The 15,707-nt window shown below is 65.6% G+C and carries 16 protein-coding genes; 11 read left to right on the top strand and 5 right to left on the bottom strand.

The window, feature by feature from the left end; all coding sequences use genetic code 11:
- Positions 1-102 precede the first annotated feature (102 nt).
- The gene (locus tag ACQP2D_RS19355; protein WP_433685097.1) at positions 103-711 is read left to right on the top strand and encodes an HAD family hydrolase; all 609 of its coding nucleotides are present in this window, start codon (positions 103-105) and stop codon (positions 709-711) included.
- On the opposite strand, the gene ACQP2D_RS19350 is transcribed toward ACQP2D_RS19355, so the two are convergent.
- On the bottom strand, positions 708-1,355 hold the full coding sequence (locus ACQP2D_RS19350; RefSeq protein WP_433685096.1) for a TetR/AcrR family transcriptional regulator: 648 nt from the start codon (positions 1,353-1,355) through the stop codon (positions 708-710). The two genes, ACQP2D_RS19355 and ACQP2D_RS19350, sit on opposite strands and share 4 nt — an antisense overlap.
- 131 nt (positions 1,356-1,486) lie before the next feature.
- Between ACQP2D_RS19350 and ACQP2D_RS19345 the strand changes: the two genes are divergently transcribed.
- From ACQP2D_RS19345 to ACQP2D_RS19330, 4 genes are all read left to right on the top strand, one after another.
- Positions 1,487-2,635: an acyl-CoA dehydrogenase family protein gene (locus ACQP2D_RS19345; protein WP_433685095.1), complete on the top strand. Its 1,149-nt coding sequence runs from the start codon at positions 1,487-1,489 to the stop codon at positions 2,633-2,635.
- Between the two features lie 35 nt (positions 2,636-2,670).
- Entirely contained in the window at positions 2,671-3,423 is a 753-nt protein-coding gene (gene fabG, locus ACQP2D_RS19340; RefSeq protein ID WP_433685094.1) for a 3-oxoacyl-ACP reductase FabG, read from the top strand.
- A 130-nt stretch (positions 3,424-3,553) separates the two neighbouring features.
- Positions 3,554-3,772, top strand: coding sequence for a hypothetical protein (locus tag ACQP2D_RS19335; protein WP_433685093.1), 219 nt, complete (start codon positions 3,554-3,556; stop codon positions 3,770-3,772).
- A gap of 24 nt (positions 3,773-3,796) precedes the next feature.
- Positions 3,797-4,006, top strand: coding sequence for a hypothetical protein (locus ACQP2D_RS19330; RefSeq protein ID WP_433685092.1), 210 nt, complete (start codon positions 3,797-3,799; stop codon positions 4,004-4,006).
- Positions 4,007-4,021: 15 nt separating this feature from the next.
- Here ACQP2D_RS19330 and ACQP2D_RS19325 read toward each other — a convergent pair whose 3' ends face one another.
- A complete protein-coding gene (locus ACQP2D_RS19325; RefSeq protein WP_433685091.1) occupies positions 4,022-4,741 on the bottom strand; it encodes an SDR family oxidoreductase in 720 nt (239 codons plus the stop codon).
- A 101-nt stretch (positions 4,742-4,842) separates the two neighbouring features.
- On the opposite strand from ACQP2D_RS19325, the gene ACQP2D_RS19320 reads away from it, so the two are divergent.
- Positions 4,843-5,691, top strand: a complete 849-nt coding sequence (locus ACQP2D_RS19320; protein WP_433685090.1) for a helix-turn-helix transcriptional regulator — start codon at positions 4,843-4,845, stop codon at positions 5,689-5,691.
- A 2-nt stretch (positions 5,692-5,693) separates the two neighbouring features.
- Here the strand turns inward: ACQP2D_RS19320 and ACQP2D_RS19315 are convergent, their stop codons facing one another.
- On the bottom strand, positions 5,694-6,350 hold the full coding sequence (locus tag ACQP2D_RS19315) for a hypothetical protein (RefSeq protein ID WP_433685089.1): 657 nt from the start codon (positions 6,348-6,350) through the stop codon (positions 5,694-5,696).
- Between the two features lie 61 nt (positions 6,351-6,411).
- Positions 6,412-6,834: a winged helix-turn-helix transcriptional regulator gene (locus ACQP2D_RS19310; RefSeq protein WP_433685088.1), complete on the bottom strand. Its 423-nt coding sequence runs from the start codon at positions 6,832-6,834 to the stop codon at positions 6,412-6,414.
- A gap of 81 nt (positions 6,835-6,915) precedes the next feature.
- Here ACQP2D_RS19310 and ACQP2D_RS19305 point away from each other — a divergent pair, with 81 nt between their 5' ends.
- From ACQP2D_RS19305 to ACQP2D_RS19290, 4 genes are all read left to right on the top strand, one after another.
- A complete protein-coding gene (locus ACQP2D_RS19305) occupies positions 6,916-7,824 on the top strand; it encodes an NmrA family NAD(P)-binding protein (RefSeq protein WP_433685087.1) in 909 nt (302 codons plus the stop codon).
- A gap of 119 nt (positions 7,825-7,943) precedes the next feature.
- Positions 7,944-8,675 carry an arginase family protein gene (locus ACQP2D_RS19300; RefSeq protein ID WP_433685086.1) on the top strand — a complete coding sequence of 244 codons (732 nt, stop codon included), beginning with the start codon at positions 7,944-7,946 and terminating at the stop codon, positions 8,673-8,675.
- A 208-nt stretch (positions 8,676-8,883) separates the two neighbouring features.
- Positions 8,884-9,393 (top strand): hypothetical protein, encoded by a 510-nt coding sequence (locus ACQP2D_RS19295; protein ID WP_433685085.1) that lies wholly within the window; start codon positions 8,884-8,886, stop codon positions 9,391-9,393.
- A gap of 264 nt (positions 9,394-9,657) precedes the next feature.
- Complete coding sequence (locus ACQP2D_RS19290) at positions 9,658-11,541, top strand: serine/threonine-protein kinase PknD (protein WP_433685705.1); 1,884 nt, start codon at positions 9,658-9,660, stop codon at positions 11,539-11,541.
- A gap of 226 nt (positions 11,542-11,767) precedes the next feature.
- Here ACQP2D_RS19290 and ACQP2D_RS19285 read toward each other — a convergent pair whose 3' ends face one another.
- Positions 11,768-14,050, bottom strand: a complete 2,283-nt coding sequence (locus ACQP2D_RS19285; protein ID WP_433685084.1) for an ATP-binding cassette domain-containing protein — start codon at positions 14,048-14,050, stop codon at positions 11,768-11,770.
- A gap of 285 nt (positions 14,051-14,335) precedes the next feature.
- On the opposite strand from ACQP2D_RS19285, the gene ACQP2D_RS19280 reads away from it, so the two are divergent.
- Positions 14,336-15,520 (top strand): serine/threonine-protein kinase, encoded by a 1,185-nt coding sequence (locus tag ACQP2D_RS19280; RefSeq protein ID WP_433685083.1) that lies wholly within the window; start codon positions 14,336-14,338, stop codon positions 15,518-15,520.
- Positions 15,521-15,707 lie beyond the last annotated feature (187 nt).

Below are 15,707 nucleotides of genomic sequence, written 5' to 3'. Positions count from 1 at the left end.
CACCGACTGCGGGAATGTTCCCCTCATTGATCTTCGCAGCGCCTCCGTTGGTTAACCAGGGATGCCGCGGCGCCGCGGATCGGGTGCCGATAGGGTCCAGGTGTGAGCTGGACCGTTGGCTTCGACCTCGATATGACACTGATCGATTCCCGCCCGGGCGTGAGCAAGGCGATCGACCAGTTGGGTGCGGAGTTCGGGCTGGCGCTGCGCGGGGCCGAATTCGCCGACCGGCTCGGTCCGCCGCTGGCGATGCTGCTGGCCGACGCCGGTGCGCCCCGGGAGTTGATCGCACCGCTCGTAGCCCGCTACCGGGAGATCTATCCCTCGATCGTGCCCTACATTCCGGCCATGCCGGGTGCCGACGCCGCCCTCGCGGCGGTGCGTGCGCGCGGCGGGCGGGTGCTCATCGTGACCGGTAAGCACGAGCCGCTGGCGCGGCTGCACGTCGCAGAACTGGATTGGCGGATCGACGCGGTGGTCGGTGATCTCTGGTCGGACGGTAAGGCGGTCGCACTGCGCGAGCACGGAGCCCACCTGTTCGTCGGCGATCACGAGGGCGATATGCGTGGCGCGCGCGCAGCCGAGGTCTACGCGCTCGGTGTCACGACCGGTCCGTGCGATGCCGAGGAGTTACGCGCCGCAGGAGCCGAGTGCGTTGTCCGCGATCTCCGCGAATTCCCGGACTGGCTGGCCGCGCACGGCCCGCGCTAACGTCCCCGCGCCGCACCCTCGAGCGTTGCGAAGCGCAACGCCAATCCATCCAGCAAGGCGCGCAGCCCGGTCTCGAATGCGGCGTCATCGATATCGCGCTGGCGCCCCGACAGCAGATGCGCCTCGTCCAGATGCGGATAGTTCCCGCGATAGACGGCCGCATCCTCGGGGAACCCGCCCGCGAACGACCCGAGCGTAGATCCGGTGACGAAGAACCGCATCAGCGCACCCACCTGGGTCGCCTCCCGCCGCGGCCAGCCCGCCGCCACCAAACCCCCGAAGACCGCGTCGGCCTGCCGCAACGCATTCGGTCGTCGGCCCATGCCGTGATTCAAGGCGGGCACCAACTTCGGGTGCGCCGCCAACGCCGCGCGATACGATCTCGCCCAATCACGCAGCGCCACTTGCCAATCCGAGATATCGGTGAACATCGACAGGTCGATTCGCCCGAGTACGGCGTCGACCATCGCGTCGAGCAGATCGTCCTTGGTGGCCACGTGGTTGTAGAGCGAGGGGCCCTGCACGCCGAGTTCGGTGGCGAGTCTGCGGATCGATACCGCTTCCAGGCCTTCGGCATCAACCAGATCCAGCGCGGCCGACACGATGCGGTCGCGGCTGAGCAAGGGCCGACGCGGTCTGCCCAATGGAAACCTCCTGGTAGATCCAATCCAGTGTTGCACGGCAGATGCCTGCGACAACAAACTTGCATCGTTAGTTTATCGAGGGTTAGCATGGCAGAAACTTTCACCGTTAGTTTTAGTAGCCGGGAGCCGTGATGAACCTGGAACTCAGCGACGAACAGGCCGCCGCCCAGCAACTCGCGGCGGACTTCGTCGACCGTGAGATCGCACCGCACGCCACCGCATGGGACCGGGCCGAATCCGTGGATCCCAAGATCGTGTCCGCACTCGGCGAACTCGGCTTTCTCGGCCTGACCATTCCCGAGGAGTACGGCGGCAGTGGCGGTGACCACCTCACCTACTGTCTCGTTCTGGAGGAACTCGGGCGCGGCGATTCCGCCGTGCGCGGAATCGTTTCGGTCTCTTTGGGTTTGGTCACCAAGTCGATCAACCACTACGGCACCGACGAGCAGAAGCGCAGGTGGCTGCCGCGCCTCACCGCAGGTACCGCACTGGGCTGCTTCGCCCTCACCGAACCCGGAACCGGTTCCGACGCGGCGCAGTTGCGCACGCGCGCGGTCCGCGATGGCGACGACTGGGTGTTGTCGGGAACCAAAATGTTCATCACCAACGGCACCTGGGCCGATATCGCACTCGTCTTCGCGCGCACCGGCGGTGAGGGACACCGCGGCATCACCGCATTCCTGGTGCCGACCGACTCCCCCGGCTTCACCGCCCGCACCATCCACGGCAAGCTCGGACTGCGCGGCCAGGCCACCGCCGAACTCGTATTCGACGGCGTCCGCGTCCCCGACACCGCCCGACTGCACGACGAGGGCAAGGGTTTCACCATCGCGATGGCGGCGCTGGCCAAGGGGCGGATGTCGGTGGCCGCTGGCTGCGTCGGCATCGCGCAGGCCTGTTTGGACGCCGCCGTCGGGTACGCCACCGAGCGCGAACAGTTCGGCAAGCAGATCGCGGGCCATCAGCTGGTCCAGGAGTTGCTCGCCGATATCGCCCTCGATGTGGACGCGGCTCGGCTGCTGGTGTGGCGGGTCGCCGATCTCATCGACCGCGGCGCCGAATTCGCGGTGGAATCGTCGAAGGCCAAGCTGTTCGCCAGTGAGGCCGCGGTGCGAGCGGCCGACCGCGCGCTGCAGGTCTTCGGCGGCTACGGATATATCGACGAATTCCCGGTCGGCAAATATCTGCGCGATGCGAAGGTGATGACCCTCTACGAGGGCACCAGCCAGATCCAGAAGCTGCTCATCGGGCGGGCGCTCACCGGGGTGAGCGCATTCTGATGACCGCCGTACACAACTCCCGAGGAGGACGTTAGATGACCAGATTCACCGACCGGGTCGCCGTTGTCACCGGCGCGGCCCAGGGCATCGGGGCGGCCACCGCGCGGCTGCTGGCCGCACAGGGCGCGCAGGTCGCGGTGCTCGACCGCAACGCACCGGAGGACACCGCCAAGCAGATCGTAGCTGCGGGCGGCGCCGCCCGCAGCTACGTCTGCGATGTCACCGAGCGCGCCTCGGTGGAATCGGTATTCGCCGAGATCGCAACCGATCTCGGCGGTCCGCACATTCTGGTCAATAACGCGGGCATCACCCGCGACGATCTGTTCTTCCGATTGTCCGAAGACGACTGGAACGCGGTGCTCTCGGTCAATCTGACCGGAGTCTTCCACTGCACCCAAGCGGCCCAGGAGTACATGGTCGCCCAGCGCTACGGCAAGATCGTCTCGCTGTCGAGTCGCTCGGCGCTCGGCAATCGCGGTCAGGCGAACTATGCCGCCGCGAAGGCGGGCATTCAAGGCCTGACCGCGACGCTCGCCATCGAGCTCGGGTCGTACAACATCAATGTCAATGCCGTCGCACCCGGCTATATCGCCACCGCGATGACGGCCGCGACGGCGAATCGGGTCGGGCTCAGTGCCGAGGCACATCAGCAGGCCGTGGCCGAGCGGACGCCGCTGGGGCGGGTCGGGCAGCCCGAGGAGGTCGCGGCGGTGATCGCATTCCTGGCCAGTGATGAGGCGTCCTATGTCAGCGGTCAGACGCTGTACGTCAATGGTGGGGCCCGCTGAAGGCTGTAATCGAAACCGATCGGTATGGGAAGATGGAGTCGGTTCGCGCACTCGGCAGCGGGAACCGACATATGGCATCAGGCCAGTAGAAATAGCGCATCGGAGATAGCCGTCGACTGAAGGAGCAACCATGCGCGCCAAGTCGAATCAGTTCTTCGGATCCGCGCTTGCCGCGGTATTCGGCAGCCTCATGATGGTGTCCGGTCCGGTCGCCATGGCTGAACCTCCGACTACGGATCCGACGCAGGAGTGCCGGCCCGGAGATTTTGAGGTCCAAGGCCCCTACGATTGCAACTGCGGGCAGAACGGCAAGTGGGTCTGCAACGAACGGGGGCACGGAGGCGTCTAAGGCGTGTCGACTGAAGGAGCAACCATGCGCGCCACGTCGAATCAGTTCTTCGGATCCGCGCTTGCCGCGCTGTTCGGCAGCCTCGTGATGACGTCCGGTCCGGTCGCCATGGCTCAACCTCCGTCTACGGATCCGACGCCGGAGTGCCAGGCCGGAGAATCTCAGAGCCAGGGCCCCTACTACTGCGTCTGCGGCGACGATGGTCAGTGGGTCTGTCACGTACAGGACCGCTGAGCCCCGGCGCGGCGTTCACCAGGGAACGGCGCCGAAACGGTTGAAGAACCCGCCGGTGGGTCCGTCCGGTCCGATCGTCGCCAGGTGCACGATCGCATCGGTGCCCTCGGTAACTGTTTGATGGCCCGAATTCCCGTTCAAATCCGTTGCGGTGTAACCCGGATCGGCGGCATTGACGCGCATCTGAGGCAGCTCGCGGGAGTACTGCGTGGTGATCATGTTCAGCGCGGTTTTTGAGGAGGGGTAGACCAGCCCGAGGATCTGCGATTCGATCCGGCTCGGATCGGAGGTATTGGTAATCGAACCGATGCCGCTGGACACCATGACGATGCGCGGGTGGGTGGCGGCACGCAACAGCGGTAGGAAGGCGCTGGTCACCTGGACCGGCCCGAAAACGTTGGTCTCGAAGACCTTTCGGAAATCGGCGGCCACGGTGTCGGCAGGCGTGGCGCGGGTGCCGCCGATACCGGCATTGTTGATCAGCACATCCAGGTGCGGCGTCCGGCCCGCGATGGTCTCGACGGCCGCCGCGATCGACGCGGCGGAGGTCACATCCAGCTGGACGAATTCGACATGCAACCCCTGGTCGGCGAGATCGAAGGCGGCGGCCTTGCCGCGATCCGCGTCGCGCGCACCGAGGAAGACCTGCCAGCCGAGTTCGGCCAGCCTGCGGACGGTCTCGCGGCCGAGTCCCTTGTTCGCACCGGTCACCAGGGCTGTGGTCGTGTTGCTCATGGCTCGAGCTTGGCCCGCCGGACGGGTTCGGCTCCAGGGCCGAGAACTCCTGGGATCGGCAGTACCACCCCAGCGCCTGGGCACTGCGGCATCATCGAGGCATGGATCGCACCGAACTCGCCGCACTGCTGCGCCAGGCCCGCGCTCGGGTGCGGCCGGGCGATGTCGGACTGCCGAACGGTGCGCGCCGTCAGGTGCCCGGGTTGCGGCGGGAGGAGGTCGCCCAACTCGCAGGTGTCAGTGTCGACTATGTGGTCCGCCTCGAACAGGGCCGGGGCCCGCGCCCATCCACCGCGGTGCTCGGCGCGCTGGCCCGCGCGCTGCGGCTCGAAGATATCGAACGGGATCTGATGTTCCGGCTCGCCGGTTCGGCGCCACCGCAGGAGGGGCGAATCGCCATGGTGGTGCGGCCGAGCGTGTTGCGGCTGCTGGACAGGATGGCCGATCTGCCCGCGCTGGTGATTTCCGCGAAAGCCGATGTGCTGGCCTGGAATTCGATGGCCGCGGCGCTGCTCGGCGATTTCTCCGCGTGGTCGCCGGCCCGGCGCAATATCATCTGGCAGTCGTTTCTCGGCACCGAGCCCTCGCGGGTGGTTTTCACACCCGAGGAGGCCGCCGCGGCGGCGGAGTCCTGGGTCGCCTCGCTGCGCGGCGCGAAGGCCGCGTATCCCGACGATCCGGATCTGGCCCGCTTGATCGCCGAATTGCGGTCGCGCAGTGAGCGATTCGATCGGCTGTGGCGCGAGGGGCGCACCGGGAACTGGCGCAGTGCCACCAAAACCATCGATCATCCCGAGGTCGGACGGATGGTGCTCGATTGCGATGCGCTGTTCGTCCCCGATACCGACCAGGCCGTTGTCGTCTACTCGGCGGCACCCGGCACCCCGGCCGCTTCCGCGCTGGAACTGCTGCGCATCACCGGGACTCAGCAGCTTTCCGAGCGGCGTTAGAGCTATGCCGAGAACTCATCGGCGAGAGTATTCCAGAACATGAGTTCGTAATTCTGGAACAGCCTCGCGTACAAATGCGCCTCCTCCGGCTGCAGCCGCCCGGTGTCGAGTCCGGCTTGGATGGCGGCGAGGACCCGCTGTTCGATCTCGGGGACATCGGCAGCGAAGAAGTCGAAAAACGCGCACGCGGCGTCGTCGAAATCGTAGTGGGTGCGCATGGCCTCGGCCACTGCCTTGCAGTAGCGCCCCCACGCGGTGAAATTCGAGTAGATGCCGGCCGCGGCGGCGGAGGGTTCGGCGTGCAACGCCAACCAGGCGACGTAGGCCGGATATGCCTGGCAACCCGCTCTCGGCAGTTCCATGCCCTGATCAGGTCCCGCCGCATCGACCAGCGCGTCCAGCAGATCGTGTGCCTGCTGCTCGCCCGGTGGAAGTCCGCCGAAGAAGGCTCTGGCGTTCGGTTCGTCCGTCCGCGCCGCCATGGCGTGGAAGCTACGCAAATCGCTGCTGGTAATGCGCTGTTCCTCCGCGGCGATCGCCGCGAAAACCGCCTGCGGGGCCTGGCCCGTCGTGATCAGCGGAAGCAAGCGGTTGTCGTCGTCGCGCGGGGCCAGCTCGGCCTGGATGCCGTCGAGTAGTGCACGGGCGGAAAGCGTCATCGGAACCTCCCAATCCGGGTGCCTCTATCTATTCAACCGCTCCGCGACGGCTGTCGCCGGGTCATTCGGTTCCGTCGACGCCGTGTTCGACGTCCCAGCGTTGCCGGGCCGAGGCGATGACGGCCTTGTGATCACGTGACCACTCGGCGAGCGCACCGATCGCGGCGGCGAGGCTGTGTCCGGCCTCGGTGAGCCGGTACTCCACCTGCGGTGGAATGGTCGGATAGGCGATCCGCTCCACCATGCCGTCGCGGCAGAGCCGTTTGGTGGTCAGTGTCAGCATCCGCTGCGAGATACCCGGAATCGCCCGCTCCAGTTCACGGAACCGGCGCACACCCTTGTTCAACTCCACGATCACCAGCACCGTCCACCGATCGCCGAGCCGGTCGAGCACATCGCGGATCCCGCAGTCGTCATCGCCACAGGGGCCTTCGGGAATAGTGCCCGCGACCTGTGCGGTGACCGCCGTGTTCGTGACCGACATGAAAGTGCCTCCTTATGCCGCGATGCGCGAGCGCCGATGCTGGGACGAGTTTCAACAACTACAACAATCGGGAGCTTTTCGATGATCCTGGTAACCGGCATCTCCGGATCCCTGGGCGGCCTCGTCCACCGCGGCCTGTCCGACCTCGATGACCTGACAGTGGTACCGGGCAGCCACTCGGGCGACGACACCGCCACGCGCCGAATCGATTTCGACGATCCGGCAACGCTGGCCGCGGGGTTGCGCGGTGTCGACGTTCTCGTCATGATCTCCGCCGGATACGCCGAGGACGATGTGGTGCTCGCGCGCCACGGCGCCGTGGTGGATGCCGCCGCGGCGGCCGGGGTTCGGCACGTAATCTATACGAGTCTAGCGGGTTCCGGTGATCTGATGACCATCGCCCTACCACATCGCTGGACCGAAAACCGGCTGGCCGCAGCACCTTTCGAGGTAACCATCCTGCGCAACGGCCTCTACGCCGAAGTGCCCGTAGGTCTGGCTGTCGCGGGTGCCGCCGCATCCGCCGAATCGGGTTTATTCGCGGCGCCATTCGGCACGGGCCGGATCTCGGTGGTGGCGCGCGAAGATCTTGCCGAGGTGGCCGTGCGGGTGGCCGCCGAGACCGAACGCGATCTCGCGGCGGGGCGGCGTAGTAGGCATGCGGGCAAGGTGTACGAGCTCGCGGGTGTCACCGCGATCGGCGGTTCGGATATCGCCGAAATACTGAGTGAATCCTTCGGCCGCGCGGTGAACTATTCGCCCATCTCCCTGACCGAAATGCGGAATATGTTGCAGGGCAGCGGATTGGAGCCGTATCAGATCACGCATACGCTGTCCTTGTTCGCGAACCTCGGTGCGGGATTGCTCGAGGCATCCGGCACCGACCTACTCGAACTGCTGCCGACCGCGCCCCGCGACGTTCGGGCGCTCATCACCGACGCGGTGCGGGCTGGCGGGTATCAATCCGTATCGGTCGGTTCGACCCGTTGAAGGCCGTTCTCGAGGCTTGCTTCCATGCGTGAAGAAGTCCCGCTGGCCAGCAGGGTGCTGAGTTCCGGCGTGCGAAATTCAGTGGCACGGCCGTTCACCACTGAATTAGTCTCGCGAAGATGCGCTTGCTCGTGCCGTACCACCTCGATGAGTATCGGCCGGAGATCGATGCTCCTATCACCCCGGACGCGGTGGTCACGGCCGTGCTGCCGGAGACCGACGATGCATGGGCTCGGATGGCCGTGCTGTATGACGTCGTGGCGGATCGGGTCGCGGAGTTGGTGCGCGGGGGTGAACGAGCGGTGGTCGCGTCCGGGGACTGCACGACCGCACTCGGGACCGTGACCGGGTTGCAACGGGCCGGGCTGGATCCCGCGCTCGTCTGGTTCGACGCACACGGTGACGTCCAGACCGTGGAGACCTCCGCCTCCGGATACCTCGGTGGATTCCCCCTGCGCATGCTCGTCGGCTACGGTCGCCACTTGCTCGCCGACCGAATCGGCTTGCGCGACGTCGCCGAAGATCGCGCCGTCCTGGTCGGCGGCCGCGACCTCGACCCGCCGGAAGTGGAGTACCTGCGCACCGCTCGGATCCGGCACCGCCCCGTCGACGATCTCGGCGAACTCCCGGACGGCCCGCTCTACTTACACCTCGACTTCGACGTCATCAACCCCGACGACCTCCCTGGACTCCTCTTCCCCGCCCCCGGCGGCCCCACCCTGTCTGCGGTCTCGGCCGCAGTGCACACCATCCTCGCCACCGGCCGAGTGGCAGCCTTCGGCCTCGCCTGCACCTGGCGCGATAACGCCGACGCCGCCCACCACGTCCGCCCCCTGATCGATTCCGCCTAACCCACACCCGGCGCGGCACCTCCACCAATCTCGCCCCTGATCTTCTCGACACCGCCGAGGACGACTGCACCGACCAACCATCGACCATCGATCGCAAAGCGGAAATGGTGGCTCGAGCAGGTAATACATCAAGTACCGACGATCGAGATCTCGGCGGGATACGACAGGTCCGAGACCATGAGCAGGCTCTCGCTTCTATCAAACTGAGGTGGAGGCCGACCGATGCTGGGATGATAGGCAGGTTGACATCCTTCGAACGAGCATCGACAGGAGAACAACCATGTTCAACAGTTCGCTTCGCTCGAATCTAGCCGTTGTCACCGGGGTAGTCGGCTGCTGCGGAGGAATCTTCGCGGCAACCGCAGCTGCCCAGCCGGCCTCATCGATCACTGTCCAGCCCGAACTCGGCTACAACGTCACCGCGTTGACCATCAACGGATCGGCTACTTGTGATGGCGGTGGAACCGCTGGAGTCGATGTTGTGGATGCTTCACTGGAACAAATGTTCCAAGGTGATATGGGTGGCCCGATCGCCGTGCAACTCGACGGACCGGTCATGGTCGACTGCGATGGCGCAGCGCACGCCTGGTCGGGCAATCTCACCGCGCCCGGTCGCGCACTGCCCAACGAATCTGGTGGCACGGTCACGGTCACCCTCAGCCAAGGCCAGACCGTCATCGCAACCACCGGCCCGCAGTCGGTTCGTATCGTGCGCTGAACAATTCCCTTACCGAGCATCGGGCTGCGACCCGGCATCCATGGCGGGCGCTGAAACCCGATGATGCTTGTCCGGGCGGGCCATCGCGATGTCCTGCCGCTTATCGAGCGGATTGATGCGGGCCCTATCTGGCGTAGGCCGCACTGGGCGTTCGATCACTGAGCGCCTGGTGCGGCCGGGCGGTGTTGTACAAGAATCTCACCAGCGATGCAGGTTCGAGCAAGTACGGCGCCGAGGTAGGTGACCGACGTGGATGAGCACGGCATGTTGGCCGTTGGTGAGGTGTTCGCCGGGTTCTCCATCGAGGCAGTGCTGGGCCGTGGTGGGATGGGAACGGTGTATGTGGCCGCCCATCCGCGCCTGCCGCGGCGGGTGGCCCTGAAGGTGTTGCACCCGAACCTGACTCGCGATGACTATGTCCGGACCCGATTCGAGTCCGAAGCCGATCACGCGGTGCGGCTCGAACATCCCAACGTCGTCACCGTCCACGACCGTGGCCGCGAGGGCGATCGGCTGTGGATCGCGATGCAGTACGTGCTCGGCTCCGACGCCGGACAGGCCCTCGCCGGCGGCGGCGCGCTGGATCCGGCGCGAGCGGTGCACATCGTCACCGAGACCGCCAAGGCCCTGGACTACGCCCACAGCCGAGGGGTGCTGCACCGTGACGTGAAACCCGGCAACATCCTGCTCGAACAGGACCGACCCGACCGCCCGGGGCGGGTCCTGCTCACCGATTTCGGCATCGCCAAGGCCCTCGACGAATCCCAGCACCTGACCCGCTCCGGAATGCTGGTCGCCAGCCTGCGCTATGCCGCACCCGAACAGTTCGAGGCCACCGCCCTCGATCACCGCGCCGATGTGTACTCACTGGGGTGCACCCTGTTCCACCTGCTCACCGGGCGGCCACCGTATCTGGGAACATCGCTGCCGCAACTGATGCACGGGCATCTGAGCATGCCGATCCCCCACCCCAGCCAGCTCCGGCCCGGACTACCCCCGGGATTCGATGCGGTGATCGCCTCGGCGCTGGCCAAGAACCGGGAGGACCGCTACCCCAGCTGCGGGGCGTTGGCCGCCGCCGCCCAGGCGGCACTGCAACCAGCACCCGAACCCGCATCGCCGCCGCACACACCGATCCGGCAGGAACGCATTCCGCTCGCAGACACCACAGCGTCGTCCGCGCTGGCATCGGATTCCGCGCGCCCCCCGCAGGAAGCCATACGGATCCATCCCGAGCCCGGATCAGTAGACCGGCAGGCAAAGCCGTCCTGGTGGCGCCGAACCTCGACCATGTGGGCAGCGGCGATCCTGTTCGTAGTGGTAGGGGCCGCCGTGGGGGTGATCGCGTACGAGGCACACAGGACTCAACCCCCGCCGAACCTCACCCAGACGGCACTGCCGTTCAGCGGGCTCAACGGAGTTGGTGGCGTGGCCGTGGACACCGACGGCGACCTCTTCGTCGCCGACGGTGTCAACAAGCGCGTGCTGAAGCTGCCTGCAGGGTCACAGACCCAGGTCGTGCTGCCCTTCACCGGGCTCATACAGCCTCACGGCGTAGCCGTGGACACCGACGGTCACGTCTTCGTCACCGACTACTACGGCAGTCGCGTGTACCAGCTGAATCCGGGGTCACAGACCCAGGTCCCAGTGGACTTCTTCGAGCTCGGCAACCCTGACGGCATAGCCGTCGACACCGCCGGCGACCTCTTCGTCGCCGACTCGAACCATCACAGGGTGTTGAAGCTGCCCGCCGGGTCACGGACCCAGGTCGTGCTGCCCTTCACCGACATCCAACCTTGCGGTGTGGCAGTGAATACCGCCGGCGACATCTTCGTCACCGAATACAGCAACAACAAGGTGTTGAAGCTGCCTGCCGGATCACAGACCCAGGTCGAGCTGCCCTTCACCGGGCTCGCCTACCCTTGCGGCGTGGCGGTGGACACCGACGGCGACCTCTTCGTCACCGACAGCGGAAACGACCGCGTGCTGAAGCTGCCTGCAGGGTCACAGACCCAGGTCGTGCTGCCCTTCACCGGGCTCAGAAACCCTGTCTACGTGGCCGTGAACACCGCCGGTGACCTCTTCGTCACCGACGGCGGCAACATTAGGGTGTTGATGCTGCCCGCCGCCGCTGTTCGCGGTCACTGAGTTTGCCGATGGTGGCATCATCGGCGGCCCACTCTCGGCGGCGGCGAAGTATTACATCGGTCGCGGGTCGATTTACCTACGAAACAGTCAACGGTGTCGGCTTCGCAGCGGCGTCGGCCTCGCCGACTTCCGCCTATTCGATGAGCAGGGCCTGATCGGGCGCGGCATCCAGACCCTGCTGTTGGGCACGCACGGACCTATGCGGCCCTCGGCCGCGCCCGATCGCTCAGGCGCCCTTGTACTTTCGCAGGTACTCACCTGTCAGTGACGTCGGGTGTGTCAGCAGTTCCGCGGGGGTGCCGGTGAAGACGATTTCGCCGCCGTCCTTTCCGCCGTCGGGGCCGAGGTCGATGACCCAGTCGGAATGGGCTACCACGTCGAGATTGTGTTCGATGACCACCACCGTATTGCCGCGGTCGACCAAGCCGTCCATCAGGGCGAGCAGCGTATCCACATCCGACATGTGCAGGCCGGTGGTCGGTTCGTCGAGAACGTAGGTGGTACCGGTGTTCTGGAGTTGGGTGGCCAGTTTGATGCGTTGGCGCTCGCCGCCGGAAAGGGTGCTCATTGCCTGACCGAGGCTCAGATAGTCGAGGCCGACCTCGTTCATCGTGCGCAATTTCGTGGCGAGTGCCTTTTCGGTGAAGAAGTTCAGTGCCTCCTCGGCCGACAGCTCCAGCACATCGGCAATCGACCTGCCGCGCAATGTCAATGCCAGCACCTCGTCGGAGAACCGCCGCCCGTCGCACGCATCGCAGTGGGTGGTCACCGGGTCCATATAGGCGATCTCGGTAATGATCACGCCGCGGCCCTCGCACTGCTTACAGGCGCCGGTCGAGTTGAAGCTGAACAGGCCGGGCGACTCGCCCGTCGCCTTCGCGAACAGCTTCCTGATCGGATCCATCAGCCCCAGATAGGTCGCCGGAGTCGAGCGGGACGAGGCGGCGATCGCCGACTGGTCGACAAAGATCGCGTCGGGATGCTCGCGCACGAACACATCCCGGATGAGGCTGCTCTTTCCGGATCCGGCGACCCCGGTGATCGAGGTCAGGATGCCGGTCGGGATCGCGACCGTCACATCCTTGAGGTTGTGCACGTTCGCACGCTCGATCAGCAACTCGCCGTTGGACTTCCGGAATGTCTGCTTGACGGTGAACGGCCTGCGCAATCCGGCGCCGGTCGGCGTATCCGCGGTGCGCAGGTCCGCGAAGCTGCCTGCGAACACCACCTGTCCGCCGTGCAGACCGGCCCGCGGCCCGACATCGACAATATGGTCGGCGATCTGGATGACATCGGGATCGTGCTCGACCACGAGCACCGTATTGCCTTTGTCCCGCAACGCCTTCAACAGGTTGTTCAACCGACCGACATCGCGCGGATGCAGCCCGACGCTCGGCTCGTCGAAGATGTAGGTCATCCCGATCAATGTGCTGGACAAGTGCTTGATCATCTTGAGCCGCTGCCCCTCACCGCCGGACAGTGTGGCGGTCGGGCGATCCAGGCTCAGATATCCGAGCCCGATATCGGTTACTCGCCGCAGCGCGGTCCGAATGGCGGCGGCCAGCCCGAGTGCGGCCGGATCGGTGATCTCGTCGAGCACCGCCATCAGATCGGTGATCTGCAGACCGGACCAGTCGGCAATGTTGCGGCCGTCGATCTTCGTGGCCAGCGCCGCGGGGTTGAGCCGTGCGCCGTCGCAGGACGGGCAGACGCCCTCGGTGAGGAACTTCTGCATCTGTTCGCGCGTCTTCTCGCTCAGCGTCGAGGTGTCTCGTTGCAGTCGCGTCCGGGTGAATTTGGCCGCCAGCCCTTCGTAATTCGCCTTCCAGGTGCCCTTGCTGAAGGTCAGCTCCACCTTCCCGCCGGTGCCGTAGAGCAGATCGGTGAACTCTTCGTCGGTGTAGTCGGTCAGCTGCTTGTCCGGGTCGAATCGCCCCGACTTGCCGTACATCTGCCACTCCCCGCTGCCAACGGCATAGCCCGGCAGCAGGATCGCACCCTCGTTGAGTGATTTGGTCCGGTCGAGTAGCCGGTCCGGATCGGCCCGCACCGTGACCCCGAGTCCGTCACAGTCCGGGCACATGCCCTGCGGCACATTGAACGAATAGTTGTAGACGAATCCGGCCGAAGGCGAACCGAATCGGGCGAACATGGCGCGCACCATGGAGTAGATATCGGTCATCGTGCCCACGGTCGAGCGCGGACCGCCGCCGACGGGCTGCTGGTCGATAATGACCGGAGCCGTCAGATTCTCCATCGCCTCGGCATGCGGACGCTCGTAACGCGGCAGGAAGTTGAGAATGAACGCGGGAAACGTCGCATAGAGCTGACGCTGCGACTCAACGGCAATGGTGTCGAACACGATCGACGATTTCCCCGAGCCGGAGACACCGGTGAATACCGTGATCTTGTTCTTCGGGATCTCCAACGACACATTGCGCAGATTGTGCTCACTGGCCCCGAGCAGGCGGATGACATCGGGAGCGGCGACGGAATCGGCAGAAGGCATGCCGACCACCATGCCATGGCCTACCGACAAAATGTCCGGGGAAATATGACGTAGATCACATTAATACCACTTGCACATTAATGCACTGAATCAGTCCGACCGGCTGTTCTCAAACCCGCGCTCAAGCTCGACCACGCCCTCGCTGGGCTCCCGTAGCAAACCGTGGAAAGTCCAACGGGTATTGAAATATCTGCTGGTAAAGCCGCCAATCAAGCGCAGACTCACTGCCGAGGCTGGCGATAGCAACCATCGTGCACGGTCGCGGCCTGGGCGAGAATGGTATGCATGCGGGAACTGACCCCAGGACAGGTGTTCGCGGGTTACAAGGTCCAACATCGGCTCGGCGCTGGCGGCATGGGCGCGGTGTATCTGGCCCGTCACCCCAATTTGCCGATGTCCATCGCGCTCAAGCTGCTGGACAGCACCGACGACGATTCTCGTGTCCGGTTCCTGAGGGAGGCCGAGCACATCGCGCTGCTCGACCACCCCAACATCGTCACCGTCTACGACCGCGGCAGCGAAGACGACCAGCTGTGGATATCGATGCAGTACATCGATGGCGGCGACGCCGCCAAAGCGGTGCGGACACGCGGTGCGCTACTGCCGGATCGGGCGGTGCGGATCATCTCCGAGGCTGCCAAGGGCCTCGACTACGCACACGCACACGGGGTGCTGCACCGTGACGTCAAACCTGCCAACATCCTGCTCGGCCGGCCCACCGGCGGTCAGGAAGAGCGGGTGGTCCTCGCCGATTTCGGTATCGCGAAGGCACTCGAGGACACCCAGGGACTGACCGGCAAAGGGATGCCGCCGGCCACCCTCGCCTACACCGCGCCGGAACGGTTCACCATGTCCACCGCACTCGATGCTCGTGCAGACGTGTACTCCCTCGGCTGCACGTTGTACCACCTCCTCACCGGATCCCTGCCCTATTCGGGCACGGCGACCCAACTTATGCGGGCTCACACCGAGGCGCCGATCCCACAGCCCAGCCGGGTGCCCGCGGCTCGCGACACCGGGCTGCCCAGCGCCATGGACAGCGTCATCGCACAGGCCCTGGCGAAGAACCCCGACGATCGTCCACCGAGTTGTGGCGCTCTCGCCGCGGCCGCCCGACAAGCCCTGGACTCGGCCCCACCCGCCCGAGCCACCGATGCGACCGGGACACGCTCGGGGCCATCTGTCGCCCGCCCTCCCCGGGACCGGCCCACCCGAAAACAGGTCCCCGCACCGTCTTCGCGACCATCGCCACCGCTCTCTGGACCAAGGATGGGATCGCTCGCTGATCACCGGCTGGCGGACCGTGCAATCCGGAACGAGCTGTGCACGAAAGGATGTGATCGCCGCCCACGCCGACCTTGTCGTAGCGATCGCAGACTCCGGGCTCGATCGTCGCCCGACGGTGATCAGCGACGGCCAGCGTGGCACCGCGAGGGTATGCGACCCCTCCACTGGAAAGGGTCTCGGTAGCCACGCGTTACCACGGCTTTCGGCCTGAATTGCGGGAGTTGGTCAGATGTTGAAACTAACGATTGTTCGCGAGACACCCTCGGGGGCAATGTTTGTCCGCAGATCGAACCTGTAGCGCATGCCGTGTACTCGGCAGCGTCAAGCGTTCGAGGGTTGGTGACCGGTAGTGCCAGGGACATCCGAGCGA

The organism is Nocardia sp. CA-119907, assembly GCF_050955995.1.
GTDB lineage: Bacteria > Actinomycetota > Actinomycetes > Mycobacteriales > Mycobacteriaceae > Nocardia.
The sequence above is the reverse complement of the archived record's forward strand: the minus strand, read 5'-3'. Positions and strand labels throughout refer to the sequence as shown.